18 protein-coding genes are annotated in these 19,205 nt (G+C 72.2%); 5 read left to right on the forward strand and 13 right to left on the reverse strand.

What is annotated here, in order from left to right; genetic code table 11:
* The first annotated feature begins 8 nt into the window (after positions 1–8).
* The gene (gene galE / locus R9X44_RS10510) at positions 9–968 is read left to right on the forward strand and encodes a UDP-glucose 4-epimerase GalE (RefSeq protein WP_319813854.1); all 960 of its coding nucleotides are present in this window, start codon (positions 9–11) and stop codon (positions 966–968) included.
* A complete protein-coding gene (gene galK / locus R9X44_RS10515) occupies positions 938–2,041 on the forward strand; it encodes a galactokinase (protein WP_319813855.1) in 1,104 nt (367 codons plus the stop codon). The genes galE and galK overlap by 31 nt, the downstream gene beginning before the upstream one ends.
* 30 nt (positions 2,042–2,071) lie before the next feature.
* Here the strand turns inward: galK and R9X44_RS10520 are convergent, their stop codons facing one another.
* Both R9X44_RS10520 and R9X44_RS10525 read right to left on the reverse strand, forming a co-directional pair.
* A complete protein-coding gene (locus tag R9X44_RS10520) occupies positions 2,072–2,839 on the reverse strand; it encodes a DeoR/GlpR family DNA-binding transcription regulator (RefSeq protein WP_319813856.1) in 768 nt (255 codons plus the stop codon).
* 94 nt (positions 2,840–2,933) lie between these two features.
* Positions 2,934–3,530: a TetR/AcrR family transcriptional regulator gene (locus tag R9X44_RS10525; RefSeq protein ID WP_319813857.1), complete on the reverse strand. Its 597-nt coding sequence runs from the start codon at positions 3,528–3,530 to the stop codon at positions 2,934–2,936.
* A gap of 62 nt (positions 3,531–3,592) precedes the next feature.
* Here R9X44_RS10525 and R9X44_RS10530 point away from each other — a divergent pair, with 62 nt between their 5' ends.
* Positions 3,593–4,360, forward strand: a complete 768-nt coding sequence (locus tag R9X44_RS10530; protein ID WP_319813858.1) for a glucose 1-dehydrogenase — start codon at positions 3,593–3,595, stop codon at positions 4,358–4,360.
* 272 nt (positions 4,361–4,632) lie between these two features.
* Here R9X44_RS10530 and R9X44_RS10535 read toward each other — a convergent pair whose 3' ends face one another.
* Positions 4,633–5,550 (reverse strand): LysR family transcriptional regulator, encoded by a 918-nt coding sequence (locus R9X44_RS10535; RefSeq protein WP_319813859.1) that lies wholly within the window; start codon positions 5,548–5,550, stop codon positions 4,633–4,635.
* A gap of 56 nt (positions 5,551–5,606) precedes the next feature.
* Between R9X44_RS10535 and R9X44_RS10540 the strand changes: the two genes are divergently transcribed.
* Positions 5,607–6,911: an FAD-binding oxidoreductase gene (locus R9X44_RS10540; protein ID WP_319813860.1), complete on the forward strand. Its 1,305-nt coding sequence runs from the start codon at positions 5,607–5,609 to the stop codon at positions 6,909–6,911.
* A 391-nt stretch (positions 6,912–7,302) separates the two neighbouring features.
* Here R9X44_RS10540 and R9X44_RS10545 read toward each other — a convergent pair whose 3' ends face one another.
* From R9X44_RS10545 to R9X44_RS10565, 5 genes are read right to left on the reverse strand one after another with little or no spacing between them, the layout of a single operon-like run.
* Positions 7,303–8,238: a VOC family protein gene (locus R9X44_RS10545; protein WP_319813861.1), complete on the reverse strand. Its 936-nt coding sequence runs from the start codon at positions 8,236–8,238 to the stop codon at positions 7,303–7,305.
* On the reverse strand, positions 8,235–9,233 hold the full coding sequence (locus tag R9X44_RS10550; protein ID WP_319813862.1) for an amidohydrolase family protein: 999 nt from the start codon (positions 9,231–9,233) through the stop codon (positions 8,235–8,237). Before R9X44_RS10550 ends, R9X44_RS10545 begins: the two co-directional genes overlap by 4 nt.
* Positions 9,230–10,339, reverse strand: a complete 1,110-nt coding sequence (locus R9X44_RS10555) for an FAD-dependent oxidoreductase (protein WP_319813863.1) — start codon at positions 10,337–10,339, stop codon at positions 9,230–9,232. Before R9X44_RS10555 ends, R9X44_RS10550 begins: the two co-directional genes overlap by 4 nt.
* Positions 10,340–10,347: 8 nt before the next feature.
* Positions 10,348–11,307 (reverse strand): cyclase family protein, encoded by a 960-nt coding sequence (locus tag R9X44_RS10560; RefSeq protein ID WP_319813864.1) that lies wholly within the window; start codon positions 11,305–11,307, stop codon positions 10,348–10,350.
* A complete protein-coding gene (locus tag R9X44_RS10565) occupies positions 11,304–12,269 on the reverse strand; it encodes a fumarylacetoacetate hydrolase family protein (protein ID WP_319813865.1) in 966 nt (321 codons plus the stop codon). Before R9X44_RS10565 ends, R9X44_RS10560 begins: the two co-directional genes overlap by 4 nt.
* 103 nt (positions 12,270–12,372) lie before the next feature.
* On the opposite strand from R9X44_RS10565, the gene R9X44_RS10570 reads away from it, so the two are divergent.
* On the forward strand, positions 12,373–13,281 hold the full coding sequence (locus R9X44_RS10570) for a LysR family transcriptional regulator (RefSeq protein WP_319813866.1): 909 nt from the start codon (positions 12,373–12,375) through the stop codon (positions 13,279–13,281).
* 6 nt (positions 13,282–13,287) lie between these two features.
* Here R9X44_RS10570 and R9X44_RS10575 read toward each other — a convergent pair whose 3' ends face one another.
* Genes R9X44_RS10575 through R9X44_RS10595 form a run of 5 tightly spaced genes read right to left on the reverse strand, consistent with a single transcriptional unit; the run spans position 13,288 to position 19,205 of the window.
* The gene (locus tag R9X44_RS10575) at positions 13,288–14,223 is read right to left on the reverse strand and encodes a 3-keto-5-aminohexanoate cleavage protein (protein ID WP_319813867.1); all 936 of its coding nucleotides are present in this window, start codon (positions 14,221–14,223) and stop codon (positions 13,288–13,290) included.
* Between the two features lie 25 nt (positions 14,224–14,248).
* Positions 14,249–15,247 carry an amidohydrolase family protein gene (locus R9X44_RS10580; RefSeq protein ID WP_319813868.1) on the reverse strand — a complete coding sequence of 333 codons (999 nt, stop codon included), beginning with the start codon at positions 15,245–15,247 and terminating at the stop codon, positions 14,249–14,251.
* 11 nt (positions 15,248–15,258) lie between these two features.
* Positions 15,259–16,380, reverse strand: a complete 1,122-nt coding sequence (locus R9X44_RS10585) for an FAD-dependent monooxygenase (protein WP_319813869.1) — start codon at positions 16,378–16,380, stop codon at positions 15,259–15,261.
* Positions 16,381–16,429: 49 nt separating this feature from the next.
* Entirely contained in the window at positions 16,430–17,293 is an 864-nt protein-coding gene (locus R9X44_RS10590) for an ABC transporter ATP-binding protein (RefSeq protein WP_319813870.1), read from the reverse strand.
* Positions 17,286–19,205 carry a dipeptide/oligopeptide/nickel ABC transporter permease/ATP-binding protein gene (locus R9X44_RS10595; protein WP_319813871.1) on the reverse strand — a complete coding sequence of 640 codons (1,920 nt, stop codon included), beginning with the start codon at positions 19,203–19,205 and terminating at the stop codon, positions 17,286–17,288. Before R9X44_RS10595 ends, R9X44_RS10590 begins: the two co-directional genes overlap by 8 nt.

Genomic DNA, 19,205 nt, shown 5'->3' on the forward strand with positions numbered 1-19,205 from the left:
ACGGTCTAATGAAACTCCTGGTCACGGGCGGAGCCGGCTATGTCGGCAGTGTCGTCGCCGCCCTGTTGTGGGAGACCGGCCACGAGGTCGTCGTCCTCGACGACCTGTCCACCGGCCACGCCGACGCCTGCCCCGACGGCGTCCGGCTCGTCCAGGGCACGCTGCGCGAGAGGGCGCACGACGTGCTCGCCGAGGGCGGCTACGACGGCGTCCTGCACTTCGCGGCCAAGTCCCTGGTCGGCGAGTCGGTCGCCGACCCCGCCAAGTACTGGGACGGCAACCTCGGCGAGTCCCTCGCCCTGTTCGACGCGATGCGCGCGGCGGGCGTCGCGCGGATCGTGTTCTCCTCGACGGCCGCGGTCTACGGCGACCCCGAGACCGTCCCGATCGTGGAGGACTCGCCGACCCGTCCGACGAACCCTTACGGCGCGACCAAGCTCGCCATCGACAACGTGCTCGCGGAGTACGCGCGGCTGCACGGGTTCGGCGGCGTGTCCCTGCGCTACTTCAACGTCGCCGGCGCGTTCGGCGGGTTCGGCGAGCGGCACGCGGTCGAGACCCACCTGATCCCGACCGTGCTCGGCGTGGCGCTCGGCGCGCGCGACGAAGTGCCTGTCTTCGGCGAGGACTACCCGACGGCCGACGGCACCTGCGTCCGCGACTACGTGCACGTCATCGACCTCGCCCGCGCCCACCTGCTCGCGCTCGACGCGTGCGCGCCCGGCGTCCACCGGGTCTACAACCTCGGCAGCGGCGCGGGGTACTCGGTCCGCGAGGTCGTCGAGGTGTGCCGGGCGGTCACCGGCCACCCGATCCCCATGACGGTCCTGCCGCGCAGGGCGGGCGACCCGGGCACGCTGCTGGCGTCGTCCGAGGCGATCAGGGACGACCTCGGCTGGACCGTCGAGCACGACCTCACCGCGATGGTGGAGGACGCGTGGAAGTTCGCGCTCGGCGGGCGGCGATGAGGGGCGCGTGGCGCGCGCCGGGACGCGTCAACCTCATCGGCGAGCACACCGACTACAACGACGGGTTCGTCCTGCCGTTCGCGCTCCCCCAGGGCATCACGGTCGAGGGCGAGGCCAGGGCCGACGACGTCCTCGAGCTGTACTCGGGGAAGGACTCGGCGTCCGTCGACCTCGCCAAGGCCGAGCCGGGGTCCGTCAGCGGGTGGGCGGCCTACGTCGTCGGGGTCGCGGCGTGCCTGCGCGCGGCGGGCCACCGCGTCGGGGGCGCGGAGCTGCACTTCAGCTCCGACCTGCCGATCGGCGCGGGACTGTCGTCCAGCGCCGCCCTCGAGTGCGCCACCGCCGTCGCCCTGCGCGACATGTACGCGATCCCGATAGACGACGGGGCGCTCGCCCGTATCGCCCAGCAGGCGGAGAACGTGTACGCCGGGGTGCCCTGCGGCATCCTCGACCAGTCCGCGTCGATGCTGTGCCGCGAGGGCCACGCGCTGCTGCTCGACTGCCGCGACCAGGGGGTCACCCAGATCCCGGTCGACCTCGGCCCGTACCGCGTCCTCGTGGTCGACACGCGCAGCCCGCACCGGCTCGGCGACGGCGACTACGCCGAGCGGCGCGGCTCGTGCGAGCGCGCGGCGCGGCGGCTCGGGCTCGCGGCGCTGCGCGACGTCACCGACCTGCCCGCCGCGCTCGCCGCGCTCGACGACCCACGGTTGCGCCGGCGCGTCAGGCACGTCGTCGAGGAGAACCGGCGGGTCACGACCGTCGTCGAGCTGCTGCGGCTCGGCGCGATCACCGAGATCGGCGACCTGCTCACCGCCTCGCACCTGTCGTTGCGCGACCTGTACGAGGTGTCGTGGCCGGAGGCCGACGTGGCGGTCGCCGCCGCCGTCAACGCGGGGGCGCTCGGCGCGCGCATGGTCGGCGGGGGGTTCGGCGGGTCGGTGATCGCGCTCGCGCACCGGGACGCGCTGCCCTCCGTGCGGACCGCGGTCGCCTCGGCCTACGCCGAGCGGGGCTGGACGCGTCCGACGTTCCTCGAGGCGGTGCCGGGGCCCGGCGCGGGCAGGGTCTGACGACGGGCCCGTCCTCGGGGGGCGGGCCCGTCAGGCGATGATCAGCTCGCCCACGTGCTCGGCGAGGACCGATCGCGCGTTCTCGTCGAGCCCGGCGTCGCTGACCAGGACGTCGGCCTCGCTGAGCTCGGCGATCGTGCTGATGCCGACGAGCTCCCACTTGGTGTGGTCGGCGAGGACCACGACGCGGCGCGCGGCGGCGACGAGGGCGCGGTCGGTCTCGACCTCGAGCAGGTTCGGGGTGGTGAAACCGGCGCGGGTGCTGACGCCGTGCACGCCGAGCAGGAGCACGTCGACGTGCAGCGAGCGGATCGCGGCGACCGCGACCGGCCCGACCAGCGCGTCGGACGGGGTGCGGACGCCGCCCGTCACCACGACTGTCTGGTCCTGTCTGCCCTCGGCGTGGAACACGTCGGCGACCTGCAGCGAGTTCGTCACCACGGTCAGGTTCGGCACCGAGGTGAGATGTCTGGCGAGCGTCCAGGTCGTGGTCCCCGCCGAGATGGCGATCGCCGACCCCGGCTCGACAAGTTCGGCCGCGCGGCTCGCGATCGCCTCCTTCTCCTCCTGCTGCACGACGAGCTTGGCGGTGAAGCCCGGCTCGTCCACCGCGGAGACGCCGAGCGCGGTCGCGCCGCCGTGCACCTTCACCAGCAGTTCGCGGCCCGCGAGCACCTCGAGGTCGCGCCGGATCGTCATGTCGGACACGTCGAAGCGCTCCACGAGCTCCGACACCCGCACCGACCCGTTCTTCTGCACGAGCTCGACGATCAACCGCTGGCGCTGCGTGGCAAGCATTCCCCGCCCTCCCCTGTCGCCTTCCGACACAGCCTCTCACACACCTGACCCACAAGAGCAAACATAAGCCAACACATAACGAACCAGACGATGTTCAGTCGCCGGGCTCCGGGGAGCGCAGATGGGCGAGCAGGAGGGCGAGGGTGGACTCGAGGTGCGCGGTCTGCGCGGTCGTGCGGAGGATGGTCACGCCGCCCTGGATGCCCGCGACGAACGCGGACGCGGTCTGCGCAGCGTCCAGCGAGGGACGGATCTCGCCGCGCGCCTGCATGGCGACGATGCCGCGGTGGATGTGGGCCTGCCACTTGTGCAGCAGGACCGTCGCGACCTCGGCCGCGCCGGGCACACCGCCGACCTGGTCGAGGACCGAGGCGAGCGGGCAGCGCGGACCCTGCGCGCGGTAGCGGGCGACGACCGCCTGCCGCCACAGCTCCCACGCCTCCCACGAGTCCAGCGCGCCCAGATAGGGCTGCTGGTCCTCGATGACCTGGTTCGACTCGTAGCGGGCGACCTCGAGGAAGAGCTCCTCCTTGCCGCCGGGGAAGTAGTGGAAGATCTGGCTCTTGCTGGTCCGGGTGGCGCGGCGGATGTCGTCGAGGGTGACGTCGCCGGGGGCGTCAGCGCGCAGGTGGGCGGCCGCGCCCTCGATGATCCGCTGCCGGGTCGCCAGCCCCTTGGCCGTGAACGTCATACCTCAAGCGTACGGCGTGTTTGGACTTGCCAGTCCAAAATCCCCCGCATAGCTTCGCACCCATGACCCAGCGACTCGCCGGAAAGACGGCGCTCATCACCGGTTCCACCAGCAACATCGGACGTTCCATCGCCCGCGTCTTCGCCGCCGAGGGCGCGCACGTCGTCGTCTCCGGACGCGACGCCGCGCGGGGCGAGGCCGTCGTGTCCGGCATCCGCGACAAGGGCGGGCGCGCCGAGTTCGTCAGGGCCGATCTCGACGGGAGCTCGGCGGCCAGCCGTGAACTCGCCTCGGCGGCGCTCGGCGTGCTCGGCGGGCGGCTCGACATCCTGGTCAACAACGCGGGGATCTTCCCCGGCGACACCACGCTCGCGACCGACGAGGAGACGTTCGACCGGGTCTACGCCGTCAACGTCAAGGCGCCGTTCTTCCTCACGCAGGCGCTCGTCCCCGCGCTCGCCGAGGGCGGCGGCTCGATCGTCAACCTGGGGAGCTGGGTCGCCAGGCTCGGCATCCCGATCGGCGCGCTGTACAGCTCGACCAAGGGTGCGGTGGAGACCCTCACGCGGGCCTGGGCGGCGGAGTTCGCGCCGCTGGGCGTCCGGGTGAACGCGGTGTCCCCCGGCGTCATCCGCCCGCCGGACCTCGCGCCCGACATCGACTACCCGGGCGAGGTCATGACCGCGGGCACCCCCGCCGGGCACACCGGCCACCCCGACGCGATCGCCCACGCCGCCCTCTACCTCGCCTCCGACGAGGCGTCGTTCGTGTACGGCACGGTCCTCGACGTCGACGGCGGCCGTGTCGGCGCGGCCGTCATCGCCTCCTGACCTCCCCCGGCGAGGCCGCCCCCACGCCCACCCTGACGGACGCGGGGGCGGCTTCAGCGGGGACCGCTTGGCAGGACCGCCGAACGGGTCGGCCGCGTGCGCGTGGGGGATCGCCGCGACGCACGCGGAGCCGAGCGGGGCGGCCTTGTGCGTGTGGGGGATCGCCGAGATGCATGCGGAGCGCGCCGGGGGCGTTCAGCGGACGCGGTTCGCTTGGCCGAGCGGGGCGGCCTTGGCGTCGTCGTGGACCTGGCTGCGCGTCGGGGAGGGGGTCAGGGGAGGAGGTCGTGGGCGGCGGTGGTGAAGGCGCGGAGGCGGGCGGAGGCGGCGTCGGTGCGCCACAGGAGGCCCCAGAGCAGGGGCGGGGCGTCGCTGAAGGGGACGTAGGCGACGTCCGGGCGGAGGTAGTAGCGCCTGGTCTGCGCGCCGACCGGGAAGACGCCGCGGCCCGCGCCGATGAGCGTCAGCATCTCGTTGAACGTCGACGCCGACGGGCCCGGCGGGATCGGGCGTCCCGAGGGCGTCACGGCAGGGGTGCGGTCGCGGCGCAGGGATTCGGGCAGCGTGTCGGGGAGCTGCAGCAGGGTCGTGCGGGACAGGTCCTCGAGGGAGACCGACTTCCTGCGGGCGAACGGATGCCCGGCGGGGACGGCGAGCAGCCTCGCCTCGGACATCAGGACGTGACCGCACTCGATGCCCGGTTCGTCCATCGGGAAGGTGCCGAGGGCGACGTCGACCTCGCCGTCGCGCAGCCAGGGCATGAGGTCGACCATCTGCGCCTCGCGCAACCGCACCTCGCAGTCGGGCAGCCTGCTGTGCAGCAGGTCCGCGGCCCCGACCAGGAACTGCCCGCCCGCCGCGCCGACGAACGCGACGCGCAGCACCCCGCCCAGCCCGCGTCCGCTCGCCACGGCACGCTCGACCGCCTCCCCCACCAGGTCCCACGCCGGCCGCAGCGCCTCGTACAGCTCGCGTCCGACGGCCGTCGGCTCGACGCGGCGGCTCGTCCGGTTGAACAGCGGCACCCCGATCCGCCGCTCGAGCCGCGCGATCGTCTGGCTGACCCGCGAGGTCGACACGCGCAGGCGCGCGGCGGTCCTGCCGAAGTGCAGCTCCTCGGCGAGCGTGAGGAACGCGTCGATCTCGTACCGCTCGAGCACTGATCCCCCGATCGTTGAATCTGACTTCACGATCGTTGCACACGCGCGCGTTGATCGGCCTCCCGCACCGGAACAGAGTTGGCGTCATGAACGTTCTGAACACCCTGCGCTCCGTCGTCCGCGGCCGGGTCTGGTTGCCCGGCGAACCCGGCTTCGACCAGGCGCGCAAGCCCTGGAACCGCGCGGTCGAGCAGCACGCGGAGGCCGTCGTGGAGGCCGCCGACGCCGCGGATGTCGCGGCGCTTGTCCGGTTCGTCCGGGGGACGGGGCTCCGCATCGCCGTCCAGCCGAACGGGCACGGCGCGACCGGCCGGACCGAGGGCGCGATCGTCCTGCGGACTGGCCGCCTCGACGCCGTGTCCGTCGATCCCGTCGCGCGGGTCGCCTGGATCGGCGCGGGCGTCCCGTCCGGACGGCTCCAGGAGGCCGCCGCGCCGCACGGGCTGACGGGCCTGCCCGGCAGCTCCCCGATCGTCAGCGTCGCGGGGGTCGCGCTCGGCGGCGGCCTCAGCTGGTTCGGCCGCAAGTACGGCTGGGTCGCCGACAGCGTCCGCGCCTTCGACGTCGTCGACGCCGAAGGCCGCGAAAGGCACATCACCCACGATTCCGACCCCGACCTCTTCTGGGCGCTGCGCGGCGGAGGCGGCGACTTCGCCGTCGTCACCGCCCTCGAACTCACCCTGCACCCCGCCCCCCACCTCTACGGCGGCCGCATCCTCTGGCCCGCCCACCACGCCCCCGCCGTCATGGACGCCTTCCGCCATCTGACCGAGTCCGCACCCCCCGAACTCACCCTCTGGCTCGACCTCCTCCACTTCCCGGGCTCCACCCCCAAAATCGCCCTGGACATCACCCACCTGGGCCCCCGCCCAGAAGCCGAAAGCCTCCTGACCCCCCTCAAAGCCCTCCCCACTCCCCTGACCGACACCCGCCGCCCCATGCAGGTCTCCGACGTCGGCTCCATCACCGCAGAACCCACAACCCCGGGCCCCGGCATCTCCCAAGGCGAACTCCTCACCACCCTCGACGACGTCACCGCCAAAACCCTCCTCACCACCCCCCTCCACCCCCTCCTAACCCTCCAAATCCGCCACCTAGGCGCAGCCTTCACAGCACCTTCCGATTCCCCCCACGGCCCCCTAACCGCCCCCTACGCCCTCTACATGTTCGGCACCCCCACCACCCCCCAATCCGCCACCGCCATCACCACAAAACAAACAACCCTCGCCGCCTCCCTCCCCACCACCCCCCTAAAGCCCCTCACCTACCTAAACCCCACCGAATCCCTCTCCCACACCTTCCCCACCCCCACCCTCACCCGCCTCCGCACCACCAAATCCCACCACGACCCCACCCACCTCTTCCAAAGCAACCACCCCACCCACCCCTAACCCCCGCGATGCGGGACCGGGAGGCCCTTCGGGCCCGCTCCCGAGACCCCTTCGGACTCGTCCCCCGCACTCCCGTCCCCCGGGGTCCCTTCGGACGCGTCCCCGCAGGCCCGTCGGTCCCGTCCCCTCCGGGGTTCCTTCGGGCCCGTCCCCCGCAGCCCCTTCGGACTCGTTTCCCGCAGTCCCTTCGGGCCCGTCCCCCGAGGTCGCGTCGCGCTCGTCCCTCAGGGTCCCTTCGGGCCCGTTACCCAGGGTCCGTTCGGGCCCGTTGCGCGGGGTCCGTTCGGGCCCGTCCCCCGGGGTCCGTTCGGGCCCGTTGCCCGGGTCGGTTTGGGTTTGTTCCCCGCAGTCCCGAAGGGACTGCGGGGGGGGTGGGGATCGGGGGTGGGGGTTAGATTGGGGGGGCGGTGTGGAGGCCGGGGTCGGGGTCGTTGAAGGATTCGGCGGCGATGGTTTCGGTGAGGGGGCCTGCGGTGCCCCATTGGTCGGCTACGTCGGGGTTTGAGGCGTCGTGGATGCCGGGGTGCCAGGTGTCTTCTTCGAGGAGTTCGAGTTCGGTGGTGTACTCGATGGTGTTGCCGTGGGGGTCGAGGAAGTAGCTGAAGGTGTTGTCGCCGGCGGTGTGGCGGCCGGGGCCCCAGAGCTGGCGGGCGCCCGAGCGGAGGACGCGGCCGCTGCCGCGCATGTACTCGTCGATGCCGCGCATCTCGAAGGAGATGTGGTGCAGCGAGGCGTGCGGGGCCTGGGAGATGGCGAGGCTGTGGTGGCGCGGGTTGCAGCGCATGAAGTGCATGATCTCGCCCATGTGCGGGTGGGCGAGCGTGTCGGACAGCGCGAAGCCGAGGTGCCGCTCGTACCAGGCGCGGGTGGCGTTCAGGTTCTGCGTGTTGATCACCACGTGGGACAGCCGGACCGGCACCGACTCCTTCTCCTCGAGCTTGCGGTGCGCCCGGTGCGCGACGTCGGCGGAGACCTCGATGGCGCGGCCGTCGCCGTCGAAGAACCGGAAGCCGTAGCCGCCACCGGGGGTGTCGAGCGCGCCCGGCTCGCTGATCAGCTGCACCTCGTCGGCGCGCAGCCGTTCGGCGAGCGCGTCGACGTCGGCGGGGGTCTCCGCGCCGTAGGCGATCAGGTCGAGGCGCTTGTCGGCGGACTTCCGGATGCGGACGACGTACTGCTCGGGCGAGCCGGCGGCGGCCAGGAAGGAGACGCCGCCGTCGTTGGCGACCTCCTCGAGGCCCCAGACCCCGGCGTAGAACTCCCGCTGCCTGTCGTAGTCCGGCACGGCGAGGTCGACGTGCCGCAGATGGGTGATGAGACGGCTCATGCGTGCTCCTTGATTCCGAAGAGGTGTGCGGCGTTGCCGCCCTTGACGGCCTGCTGGTCGGCGGCGGACAGGCCCGCCGCCGCGAGGCGTTCGACGGGGTCGTCGACGCCCATGTCGAACGGGTAGTCCGAGCCGAGCACGATCCGGTCCGCGCCGACGGCGGCGACGAGTCCGCGCAGCACCGCTGGGTCGTGGACGAGGGAGTCGAACCAGATCCTGCGCAGGTACCGGCTCGGCGGTTCCGCGCAGTCGCTCGCCTCCGGCCTGACCCGCCACCCGTGGTCGGCGCGGCCCAGGTAGGTGGGCAGGTAGCCGCCGCCGTGCGCGGCGACGACCTGCAGAGCGGGGTGCCGGTCGAGCACCCCAGCGAAGATCAGATGGGAGAGCGCGACCGCGTTCTCCACGGGCTGGCCGACGATGTTGGCCAGGTACCAGCGGTCGAGCCGCTCGTCCAGCGTGCAGCCGAGCGGGTGCAGGAACACCACGGCCCCGGTCGCGGCGGCGTGCGCCCAGAACGGTTCGAGCCGCGCGTCGGACAGCTCGACGCCTGGCGCGTGCGACGAGATCTCGACGCCCTTCAGCCCGAGGCCGAGCGCCCGGTCCAGGGCCCGCACCGCGAGGTCGGGGTGCTGGAGCGGCACGAGCCCGAGGCCCAGCAGCCGGTCCGGCGCCTCGGCGCAGTGCGCGGCGATCGCGGCATTGGCCAGGTCGCACACCCGGAGGGCGAGCTCGGGGTCGGCCCAGTAGTGGTAGTGCGACGGGGACGGGCTGACGACCTGCACATCGACGCCCTGGGCGTCCATGTCCGCCAGCCGGGTGGAAACCCGCGTCAGCTTGGCCGCCCGCGCCGCGACCATCGGGCCGTTGGCCGCCTGTGACGCCGCCCCGTTGCGGCGCAGGTCGAGTTCCCTGTGCTCGGCGAGGCCGGGCTGTCCCTCGACCGCGTTCTCCACCTCGGGGATCAGCAGGTGGGCGTGCACGTCGACGGTGATCACGGCCGCTCCGTCAGCAGGGCGGCGACCTCGCCCATCAGGCCGAGCACGTCGGCGTCGCGGGTGTGCGCGAGCTGCCAGGCGCACAGCTGGACGGATGCCTCGACGACCCGCTTCACCCTGTCGTACCTGCGGTCCATGAACGTCGCGAAGAGGTCGGGCCCGCCCGCGAGAATCAGTTCGGCGAGGACGGCGGCGTCCTCAAGGCACATCGCCGCGCCCTGCGCGAGGGTGGGCGGGCAGGCGTGCGCGGCGTCGCCGATGACGACGACGCGGCCACGGTTCCACGGCCGGTCCACCAGCAGGGACTCGAACCACGTGTAGTTGATGCGTGCGGAGTCGGTGAGGTCCTCGGCGATCTCCCGCCACGCGCCGCCGTAGGACTCCGCGAGACGGCGCATCTCCGCCGCCATGTCGGCGGGCGCGACCGCCCCCTTGGGCCTGGCATCCTCAACGAGGTAGGCGTACATCTCGGTGTCGCTGGTCGGACAGTATCCGGCGATGTAGCACGAACCGCCATAAACCAGGTCGGTGCGCTCGACCGACGCGGGCCTGCGCGTGTGCACCCGCCAGATCCCCATCCCGACGGGTTCGGGCCGGGTCTCGATGCCGATGAGCTCGCGGATGTGGGACCGGACGCCGTCCGCGCCGACGACGAGGTCGTAGGTTCCGGCCGACCCGTCCGAGAACCGCACGTCGACGCGCTCGCCGCTCTGGGTGAGCGACGCGACGGTCAGCCCGAAGCGCACGGTCGCGCCCGACTCCTTGACGGCGTCGTGCAGGATCGCGGCGAGCTCGGGCCGGTTCATGCCGAGCGTGGCGGGCAGGTCGTCGCCGCCGGTGCGGTAGTCGGACATCTCGGCGAGGAGGCTTCCGTCGGGCGCGCGCACGGCGAACGTGTCGAAGCCGTATCCGGCGGCCCGCACCCTGTCCCAGACGCCGAGGTCGCGGAGCTGGCGCAGGGCGTTGCCCTGGAGGGTGATGCCCGAGCCGAGGGCGGTGAGGTCGGGGTTGATCTCGGCGATCTCCACGGCGACTCCGCCCCTGCGCAGCAGGATGGCGAGGGCGGAGCCCGCGACGCCGGCTCCGACGATGAGGACGCTGTTCATGGGGCGGCTCATTTCACTGCGAGGGGGTTGATCGGGGAGCCGACCGCGCCGGTGACGGGCAGGGGCGCGGCGGAAAGGAAGAACTCGTGGACGCCGTCGGCGGCGCAGTCGGCGGCGAGGGCGTCGAGGTCCCACATCTCGCCCACGAGCAGGCCCATGTTGGGGATGACGACCTGGTGCAGCGGCTGGAAGGCGTTGTCGAACTCGTTCGGACGCACCTCAAAACCCCACGTGTCGGTCGCGATCGCGGCGATCTCACTGCGGTGCAGCCAACCGGCCGTCGTGAACGACAGGCCGGGTGCCGGACCGCCCGCATACTCGCCCCAACCGTCGCGCCGCGCACGGGCGAGCTGACCGGTCCGGACGAGCACGATGTCGCCGGTGCCGATCTCCACACCGTGCGCCGCCCGCGTGGCCTCCAGATGCTCCTCGGTGATCGCGAAACCGTCGGGAAGCTCCCCGGAGTCGCCGATCACCCGGCCGACGTCGAGCAGCACACCGCGTCCGCACACCGGCGCGGCGAGCGTCTCGATCCCGGTCACGCGGTCGCCGCCGCTGGTGACGACCTGCTCGGCGGGACGCCCGTTCCACGCCTTGCCGTGGTCGAAGATGTGCCCGAGCCCGTCCCACTGCGTCGAGCACTGCAACGGCATCGCGATCACGTCGTCCGCGCCGCTGAACCCGTGCGGAAAGCCCTGAACGCCCAGGGCCGCGTCGGTCCCGGTGTCGAGCATGGTGTGCACCGGGTTGGTGCGCCGCCGCCAGCCGTTCTGCGGCCCGTTCATGTCGAAGCTCTGCGCGAGCGAGAACGACACACCACGCCGCACAAGCCCGGCGGCCTCACGCCGCTTGGCCTCGGTCAGGAAATTGACGGTCCCGAGCACATCATCCGCACCCCACCGCCCCCAATTCGAGAACGCGCGGGCGGCCTCGGCGATCGCACCTTCCGGATCGGTCCTGTCGATCATCGGACCACCCGGTTCCGCTGCGTGCCGAGCCCGGTGACCGACCCCTCCATGACGTCGCCGTCGGTGAGCAGCCTCCCCCAGTGCAGGCCGTTCCCGGCAGGGCTCCCGGTCAGCACGAGGTCGCCGGGCAGCAGCCGCGCGCTCTGCGAGATGTGCGAGACCAGCCGCGCGACGTCGAAGATCATGTCCTTGGTCGACTCGTCCTGGTAGGTCGTGCCGTTGACGGTCAGCGTCACCCGCAGGTCGGCGGTGTCCCCGACGGCGTCGGCCGGGACGAGGTACGGGCCGAGCGGGGTGAACGTCGGCGCGTTCTTGCACTGGAGCCAGTCGGTGCCGATCTCCGGCATGTCGCGCCGGAAGACGACCTCGCGGGCCGTGATGTCGTTGGCGATCGTGTAGGCCGCGACGTGGTCGAGCGCGTCCTCCACCGACACCCGGTGGGCCTCACGACCGATGACCGCGGTCAGCTCCAGCTCCCAGTCCGGCTTGGTGCACCACTCGGGGATGACGACGTCGTCGTACGGCCCGGTGATCGCCGTCGGCAGGCCGACGAAGACGTACGGCGTGCCGTGTGCGGCCCTGCTGTCCATCAGGGCCCCCGTCGCCGCCCTGACCTCTTCCTCGGAGCGGGGGTCGCCGTCCTCGCGGTGCGCCACCATGAGGTCGATGACGTGGGTGCGGTAGTTCGCCCCGGACTGGAAGATCTGCCGGGGTTCAATCGGGGCGTGGACCCGAAGATCAGCGAGGCTGGTCCAACCGTCGCCGGAGCCCGCCGCGAGGGCGCCGAGCTCGGGGCTGAGCTCGTCCCAGCGTTCCAGGACCGCGCGTGTGGTGTCCGCGATCCCGGCGCGGCCCAGGTCGAGGACCCTGTCCTCGGCGACGAGCCCGGCGAACCGCCTGCCGTCCGCGCCGGAGAACGTCCCCAGGGCGTACCGCCCCGCGAATGACGCGCATGTTTCCATGACGTTTCCTTCCGTGATGCCTTGCTCCAATGTGGCCCGGGTCACTGGATTTGTACAATAGATAGTTCTTATAGGATGAATCCATGACTTGGATGATCAAGAGATGAATCTCGCCAACCTCGACCTGAACCTGGTGATCGCGCTGCGGGCGCTGCTGCGCGAACGCAACGTCACCCGCGCCGGGGAGCGAATAGGGCTCAGCCAGCCCGCGATGAGCGCCGCGCTGTCCCGGCTGCGCCGCCACTTCGACGACGAACTCCTGGTCCGCGTGCGCAAGGAGTACGAGCTCACGCCGCTCGGCCTGACGCTCCTGGAACCCGCGCAGGCCGCGTGCGAGATCCTGGAACGCGTCTTCTCCGCGCAGCCCGACTTCGACCCGCGCACCGCCGACCGCGAGTTCGTCCTCCTGACCTCGGACTACGCCCTCGCCGTCCTTGGCGAGGAGCTGTCGCGCGCCGTGCGCGCCGAGGCGCCCGGGGTGCGGCTGCGCTTCCCCCAGCTCACCGCACCCGCCGTGGACGACCTCGACACCACACTGCGCGCGGTCGACGGACTCCTCGCCCCGCACGGCATCATCGGCGGCTACCCGGCGGTCGACCTGTTCACCGACCGCTGGCTGTGCATGATCGCCGAGGACAGCCCCGTCAGCGAGCTGTCCGTGGCCGACCTGGCCAGGCTGCCCTGGGTCGACCTCTACCACCGGCCGACCTACACCCATGCCTCAAGGCAACTCGGCCTCTTCGGCATCGAACCGCAGGTCGAGGTGGTCGTCGAGATCTTCCAGTCGCTGCCGTTCCTCATCGCGGGCACCGACCGGGTCGCGCTGATCCAGGAGCGCCTCGCGCGCAGGTTCACGGGCATCGCCCCGGTGCGCACCCTCGACCCGCCGTTCGACCCGGTCCCCCTCACCGAGGCGATGTGGTGGCACCCGGCGCACACCCGCGACGCCGGACACGCGTGGCTGCGCCGGCTGATCGCCGACGTCGGCGCGCGCATCCAGGCCGAGGGGTGAGGCGGCTCAGAAGTTCACGTTCTCCGCCCCCTTCAGGCCGAGCATCGCGCGCGCCTCGTCGGGGGTGGCGATCTCCTTGCCCAGCTCGGTGAGGATCAGCGCCATCTTGGCCACCTGCTGGGCGTTGGAGGTGGCCAGCTCTCCCCTGCCGATGTAGAGGCTGTCCTCAAGGCCGACCCGCACGTGGCCGCCGTGCAGCGCCGACCTCGTCGCGAACGGGAACTGGTGCCGGCCCGCCGCGAAGGCCGACAGGTGGTAGTCGTCGCCGAACAGGCGGTCGGCGACCGTCACCATGTGCTGGAGGTTGTCCGGGTCCGCCCCGATGCCGCCGAGGATGCCGAAGATGCACTGGACGAGGAACGGCGGCTTCGCCAGGCCCCGGTCGACCATGTGCGCGAGGTTGTACAGATGCCCGACGTCGTAGCACTCGTACTCGAACCTGGTGCCCGCGCCGTCGCCCAGCTCGCGCAGGGTCGTGGCGATCTGCGCGAACGTGTTGGCGAAGATCGCCGACTCGGTCGCGCGCAGGTACTTCAGCTCCCACTCGTGCTTCCAGACCCGCTCGACGTCGGCGGCAGGGAACACCCCGAAGTTCATCGACCCCATGTTCATCGAGGCGAGCTCGGGCTGTGCCCAGCGGGCCGCGGCGAGCCTGTCGTCGATGGTCATGGTCGTGGAGCCGCCCGTCGTGATGTTCACGACGGCGTCGGTGCCCTCCTTGATGCGCGGCAGGAACTGCTTGAACACCGCGGGATCGGCCGTCGGCTCGCCGGTCCTGGGATCACGGGCGTGCAGGTGGACGATGGCCGCGCCGGCCTGTGCCGCGTCGATCGCCTGCGTGGCGATCTCGTCGGGCGTCACCGGCAGGTAGTCGGACATACTCGGCGTGTGCGCGGAACCGGTGACCGCACAGCTGATGATGACCTTCTTTGTCTTCTTCATGGGACCTTCCGAGATTCCGCCGGGCCTAAGCCCGGCGTTCTGTGGCGAAACGGGGGAACAACGTCTCCGCGTTGCGGCGCAGCGTCTCGCCGAGCGGCCTGAGCTCGGCGACGTCGGCGTCGACGAGTTCGCGCGCGAACCGCTCGACGAACGGCTGCGGGGTGAAGGGGTAGTCGCTGCCGTAGAGGATCTGGCCCGTGCTCACCAGCTGGAGCAGGGCGGGCAGCGCGCGCGGCGTCGGCACCCCTGCGACGTCGTAGTACAGCCGCCGCAGGCCGCCGACCACGTCGGCCTCGTCGTCAGCGGACAGCGCCCAGGCCGCCGCGAACGCCTGCACCCGGTCGGCCATCACCGAGAGCGCTCCCCCGGTGTGCGGCACGACCCAGCGGATGCCCGGGTAGCGGTGCAGCGCCCCGCCGAGCGCGAGGTTGAACACCGCGCGGGTGGTGTCGAAGAGGAACTCGACCATCGGCCTCGGCCGTCCGAAGGACACCTGTTCCCAGCAGGGCGGCGACGCCGGATGGATGAGGACGACGGCGTCGAGCGCGTCGAGCGCCGCGAGCAGCGGATCGAGCGCGGGATCGCCGAGGTAGCAACCGCCGTAGTTGGTCTGCAGCGCGATCGCGTCGGCGCCGAGGTCGGCGTGCGCGCGCTTCGCCTCGGCGATCGCGGCGGTGACGTCCGGCAGCGGCAGGCTCGCGGCGAAACCGAACCTGTCTGGCCTGTCCCGCATGATCTGGGCGGCCTCGTCGTTGACGGTCGAGCAGAGCCCGACGGCGGCCGCGGCATCGCCGAAGTAGACCCCCGGCGACGAGATCGACAGCACCGCGGCGTCGATGCCGACGTCGTCCATGAGGGCGAGCGCCCCCGCCGCCGACCAGGTCGGCAGCGCGGGCGACCCGTCGGGCAGCTCGTGGCCCGCGGCGAGGAGCGCGTTCCGGTATGTCTCGGTGAGCAGGTGCGCGTGCACGTCGATCGCGCCCGGGGCGCTCGGGTCCGCGCGCAGCACTGTGGTGTCGGCCATGGGCTTCTTCCCTAGTACGGCTGTGCGAGGGTCAGCAGTGCGGTCTTGATCAGCGCCATGTTCTCCTCGGGGTGCGCGCCCTCCTTCTCCAGCCGGGACAGCTCGACGCTGGTCTCCACGACGGTGCGGGTCCGCTCGTACCTGCGGCTCATGAACTCAGCGAACGCCTCGTCCAGCGTCGCGGCCTTGGCCACGCACTGCCCGAGCACGACGGCGTCCTCCATCGCCATGCCGCCGCCCTGGCCCAGGTGGGCGGTGGTGGCGTGCGCGGCGTCGCCGATCAGCAGCGTCCTGCCCCGGTGCCAGGGCGCGGTCAGGAAGATCCAGTCGAAGGGGCGGCAGATCACCTCGGAGTCCGGGGTGAACCGGCTGCGCAGCTCGACCACGGCGGGCGCGGTGTAGGAGTCGAGCAGCTTGCCGAAGAGCGCGTTCGCCTCGGCGTCGCTGAGCCTGACCCGCTCGGCGGAGTCCACGACCGCGGGGATGTAGACGAGGTTCTGCGGCAGGTAGTAGAAGCCGAGCCTGCCGACCTCGCCGATGTACCAGCCCTCCGGCTGGACGGCCGGGCCCGGGGCCATCCACCGCAGGCTGAGCTGGCCCGCGTAGGACGGCTTGGGGGCCTCGGGGAACACCGCGGCGCGGGTGGCCGAGCCGATGCCGTCGGCCCCGACGACGAGGTCGTAGGAGCCGCGCTCGCCGTTGGTCAGGGTCACGAACGCCGCGTCGGGGCCGTTCTCGATCGTCTCGGTCGTGACGCCCCTGAGGATGCGCACGCCGAGGCTCTCGGCGTGCCGTTCCAGTTCCGCGAGCAGGACCGGCCGGTAGATGCCCATCGCGGTCTTCGCGCCGGGCCAGGCCGGGGGGCGCACGGGTTCGGCGCTGAGCACCGTCCCGTCGGCGGCCATCTGGGTGAGCGCGGTCGAGCCGGGGGTGAACGGCGCGGCGTTCGCGAAGCACGCGTCGTAGACGCCGAGCTCCTCGAGCGCCTCGGCGGCGCGGCCGGAGATGCCCAGCGACGCGCCGAGCGGTTCCGCGGCGAGTTCGAGGACGTCGCAGCGCACCCCCGCGTTGGACAGCGCGATCGAGGCCGAGAGACCGGCGATCCCGCCGCCGACGATCAGTGCGGTCGACACACAAGCCATGGCTCATGCCTTTCTGTTTCGGTGTTGGTGTGGTTTTTCGTCAGCGCGCGGCGTCGGCGGCGGCGGTGAACTCCCTGTGCCGCCGTGCGAACTCCGCCCTGCGCTCGCGCTGCCTGACCGGGTCAGGGACGGGCGCGGCGGCCTCGAGCATCGCGGTGTACGGATGGCCCGGATTCCCGAGGATGCGCGCCGATTCGTCGGTCTCGACAAGACGGCCCCGGTACAGGACCGCGACCCGTGCGGCGATGTGGTGGACGACGCCGAGGTCGTGCGAGATGAACAGGTAGCCGACGCCGAGCCGTTCCCGTGAGTCCTCGAGCAGGTTAAGGACCTGGGCCTGGACGGAGAGGTCCAACGCGCTGACCGCCTCGTCGCAGACGATCAGGCGCGGCCGCACGATCAGCGCGCGCGCTATCGCGACGCGCTGCCGCTGGCCGCCCGACAGGTCGCGCGGCAGCCGCTGCGCCACCTGCGGCGCCATCTCGACCTGGGCGAGGGCGTCGTGGACCCGCGCCTCGACCTCGTGCCGGCGCAGCCGCGGCTCGTGCACCGACAGCGGCTCGGCGAGGGTCGCGCCGATCGTCCGGACCGGGTTCAGCGAGCCGTACGGGTCCTGGTGGACCACCTGGATCTCGCGGGTCAGCTCACGTCTGCGTCGCCTGCCGCAGTGCGTGATGTCCTCGCCGTCGAAGACGATCCTGCCTTCGGCGGCGCGTACGAGCCCGAGTACGGCCTTGCCTATCGTGCTCTTGCCCGAGCCCGACTCGCCGACGAGGCCGAGGGTCTCGCCCGCGCCGACGTCGAGGGACACCCCGTCGACGGCGCGGAACGCCCGGCCACGCCGTCGCGCGGCGTAGTCGACGGCAAGGGACTCGATCCGCAGGAGCGCTCCGGTTTCAGTCACTGCCGGGTCCGATCTCGTCGGCGCGCACGCACCGGACCTCGCGGCCCGGCTCGTGCGCGGTCAGGGTGATGGGCGCGGCCGCGCACACGTCGGCCGCGTGGCGGCAGCGGCCGGCGAACCGGCACCCGGTCGGCCAGCTGCCCGGCGCGGGCACCTGGCCCGCGATCGTGCGCAGCCTCGTCCCCGGCTGCTGCAGGTGCGGATCGGCCTCGCGGAGCGCCGCCGAGTAGGGGTGCCGGGAGCCTCGGAAGAGGTCGGCGACCGGCGCGGTCTCGACCACCTGGCCCGCGTACATGACGACCGCGCGGTCGCACAGGTCGGCGACGACGCCCCAGTCGTGCGTCACGAACACCATCGCGAGCGACCTTTCCTCGCGCAGCGACCTGAGCAGGTCGAGGATCTGCATCTGGACGCTCACGTCGAGGGCGGTGGTCGGCTCGTCCGCGATGATCACCGACGGCTCGCCCGCGAGCGCGAGCGCGATGACCACGCGCTGCGCCATGCCGCCGGAGATCTCGTGCGGGTAGCGCGCCGCCACCGCCGCCGGGTCGGGGATGCGCACCTGGGCCAGCAGGTCGAGCGCGATCTCGGCGGCGCGCTTCCGGCCCACGCCCCGGTGGGTCCTGACCGCCTCGGCGAGCTGCGCGCCGACCCTGATCGTCGGGCTGAGCGACACCATCGGGTCCTGCCCGACGAAGGCGATCTCACCGCCGCGCACCTTGGCCAGCGCGCGTTCGTCGGCGCCGAGCAGCTCCACGCCCCGGTACCTGATCGAGCCGGACACGCGGGCGTCGCCCGCGGCGACCCCGAGCACGGTCCGCGCGGTGACTGACTTGCCCGCGCCCGACTCGCCGACCAGGCCGACGATCTCGCCCGGCCGCACGTCGATCGACACGTCGTCGATGAGCGTCACCGCGCCGCCGTCGGCGGTCGGGACGGAGACCGACACCCCGTCGAGCACGAGCACGCGGGACCCGTCGTCGGTCTTCGCGGGTTCCGGCGCGCTAGCCCTGCGCCTGACCTTGCCGAGCCCGACCTGACGGGCGTGCCCGGTGCGCGTCCGCTGCGCGATGTCGCCGACCAGCGAGAACGCCAGCACGGTGAGGGCGATGGCCAGGCCGGGCGCGACGAGCGGCCAGACGCTCGCGTAGATCGTCTGCGACGCCGTCGCGACCATGTTCCCCCAGCTCGGCGCGGGCGGTGCCACGTCGATGTTGAGGAAGCCGAGCCCCACCTGGGTGACGAGCGCGAGCGAGGCGATGACGGCCGCCTGGATGAACACCAGCGCGCCGAGGCGCGGCAGGATGTGGCGGCGCAGGATGCCGAAGCCGCTCAGCCCCGAGGCGCGCGCCGCGGTGACGAACAGTTCCTGCCGCAGTTCGAGCGTCGCGGCGCGGAACACCCGGAACACCCCCGCTGACCCGAGCACGCCCACGGTGAGCATGAGCACCGTGACGTTCCGCGACGTCACCGCCGCGATCGAGACGAGGATGACGACCACGGGGATCGACATGAGGATGTCGGCGACCGCCGCGAGCAGGGAGTCCACGAGCCCGCTCAGGTATCCGGCGGTCACCCCGATCAGGCTGCCGAGCACCACCGCGACGGTGGTCGCCAGCAGCACCCCGGTCATGGTCACCCGGCCGCCGAGCAGCAGCCGGGACAGCAGGTCGCGGCCGAGGTTGTCGGTTCCGAGCAGATGCTCCGCGGACGGACCCTGGAGCAGCGCCGCCGCGTCCTGCTCGTTCGGCCCGAACGGGGCGATGAGGGGTGCGGCGAAAGTCGCCGTCAGGACGAGCGCGAGCCAGCCGAGCGCGACCGCGAGCAGCGCCCACCGCCGCCACACGCGCGGCTTCCTGACCGCCGCGCGCTCGGCCGTCGCGACGGGCGCCTTCCGCGCGGGTTCAGCCAT

It is taken from the genome of Actinocorallia sp. A-T 12471, assembly GCF_033875155.1.
Lineage (GTDB): Bacteria > Actinomycetota > Actinomycetes > Streptosporangiales > Streptosporangiaceae > Actinocorallia.

Excerpts from the sequence above, each read along its gene's own strand:
- R9X44_RS10575 (WP_319813867.1), bottom strand. The coding sequence starts at position 14,223 with ATGAAGAAGACAAAGAAGGTCATCATCAGCTGTGCGGTCACCGGTTCC.
- R9X44_RS10540 (WP_319813860.1), top strand. The coding sequence starts at position 5,607 with ATGAACGTTCTGAACACCCTGCGCTCCGTCGTCCGCGGCCGGGTCTGG.
- R9X44_RS10545 (WP_319813861.1), bottom strand. The coding sequence starts at position 8,238 with ATGAGCCGTCTCATCACCCATCTGCGGCACGTCGACCTCGCCGTGCCG.
- R9X44_RS10520 (WP_319813856.1), bottom strand. The coding sequence starts at position 2,839 with ATGCTTGCCACGCAGCGCCAGCGGTTGATCGTCGAGCTCGTGCAGAAG.
- galE (WP_319813854.1), top strand. The coding sequence starts at position 9 with ATGAAACTCCTGGTCACGGGCGGAGCCGGCTATGTCGGCAGTGTCGTC.
- R9X44_RS10570 (WP_319813866.1), top strand. The coding sequence starts at position 12,373 with ATGAATCTCGCCAACCTCGACCTGAACCTGGTGATCGCGCTGCGGGCG.
- R9X44_RS10525 (WP_319813857.1), bottom strand. The coding sequence starts at position 3,530 with ATGACGTTCACGGCCAAGGGGCTGGCGACCCGGCAGCGGATCATCGAG.
- R9X44_RS10595 (WP_319813871.1), bottom strand. The coding sequence starts at position 19,205 with ATGGCTGAACCCGCGCGGAAGGCGCCCGTCGCGACGGCCGAGCGCGCG.
- R9X44_RS10555 (WP_319813863.1), bottom strand. The coding sequence starts at position 10,339 with ATGAACAGCGTCCTCATCGTCGGAGCCGGCGTCGCGGGCTCCGCCCTC.
- R9X44_RS10560 (WP_319813864.1), bottom strand. The coding sequence starts at position 11,307 with ATGATCGACAGGACCGATCCGGAAGGTGCGATCGCCGAGGCCGCCCGC.
- R9X44_RS10580 (WP_319813868.1), bottom strand. The coding sequence starts at position 15,247 with ATGGCCGACACCACAGTGCTGCGCGCGGACCCGAGCGCCCCGGGCGCG.
- R9X44_RS10565 (WP_319813865.1), bottom strand. The coding sequence starts at position 12,269 with ATGGAAACATGCGCGTCATTCGCGGGGCGGTACGCCCTGGGGACGTTC.
- R9X44_RS10530 (WP_319813858.1), top strand. The coding sequence starts at position 3,593 with ATGACCCAGCGACTCGCCGGAAAGACGGCGCTCATCACCGGTTCCACC.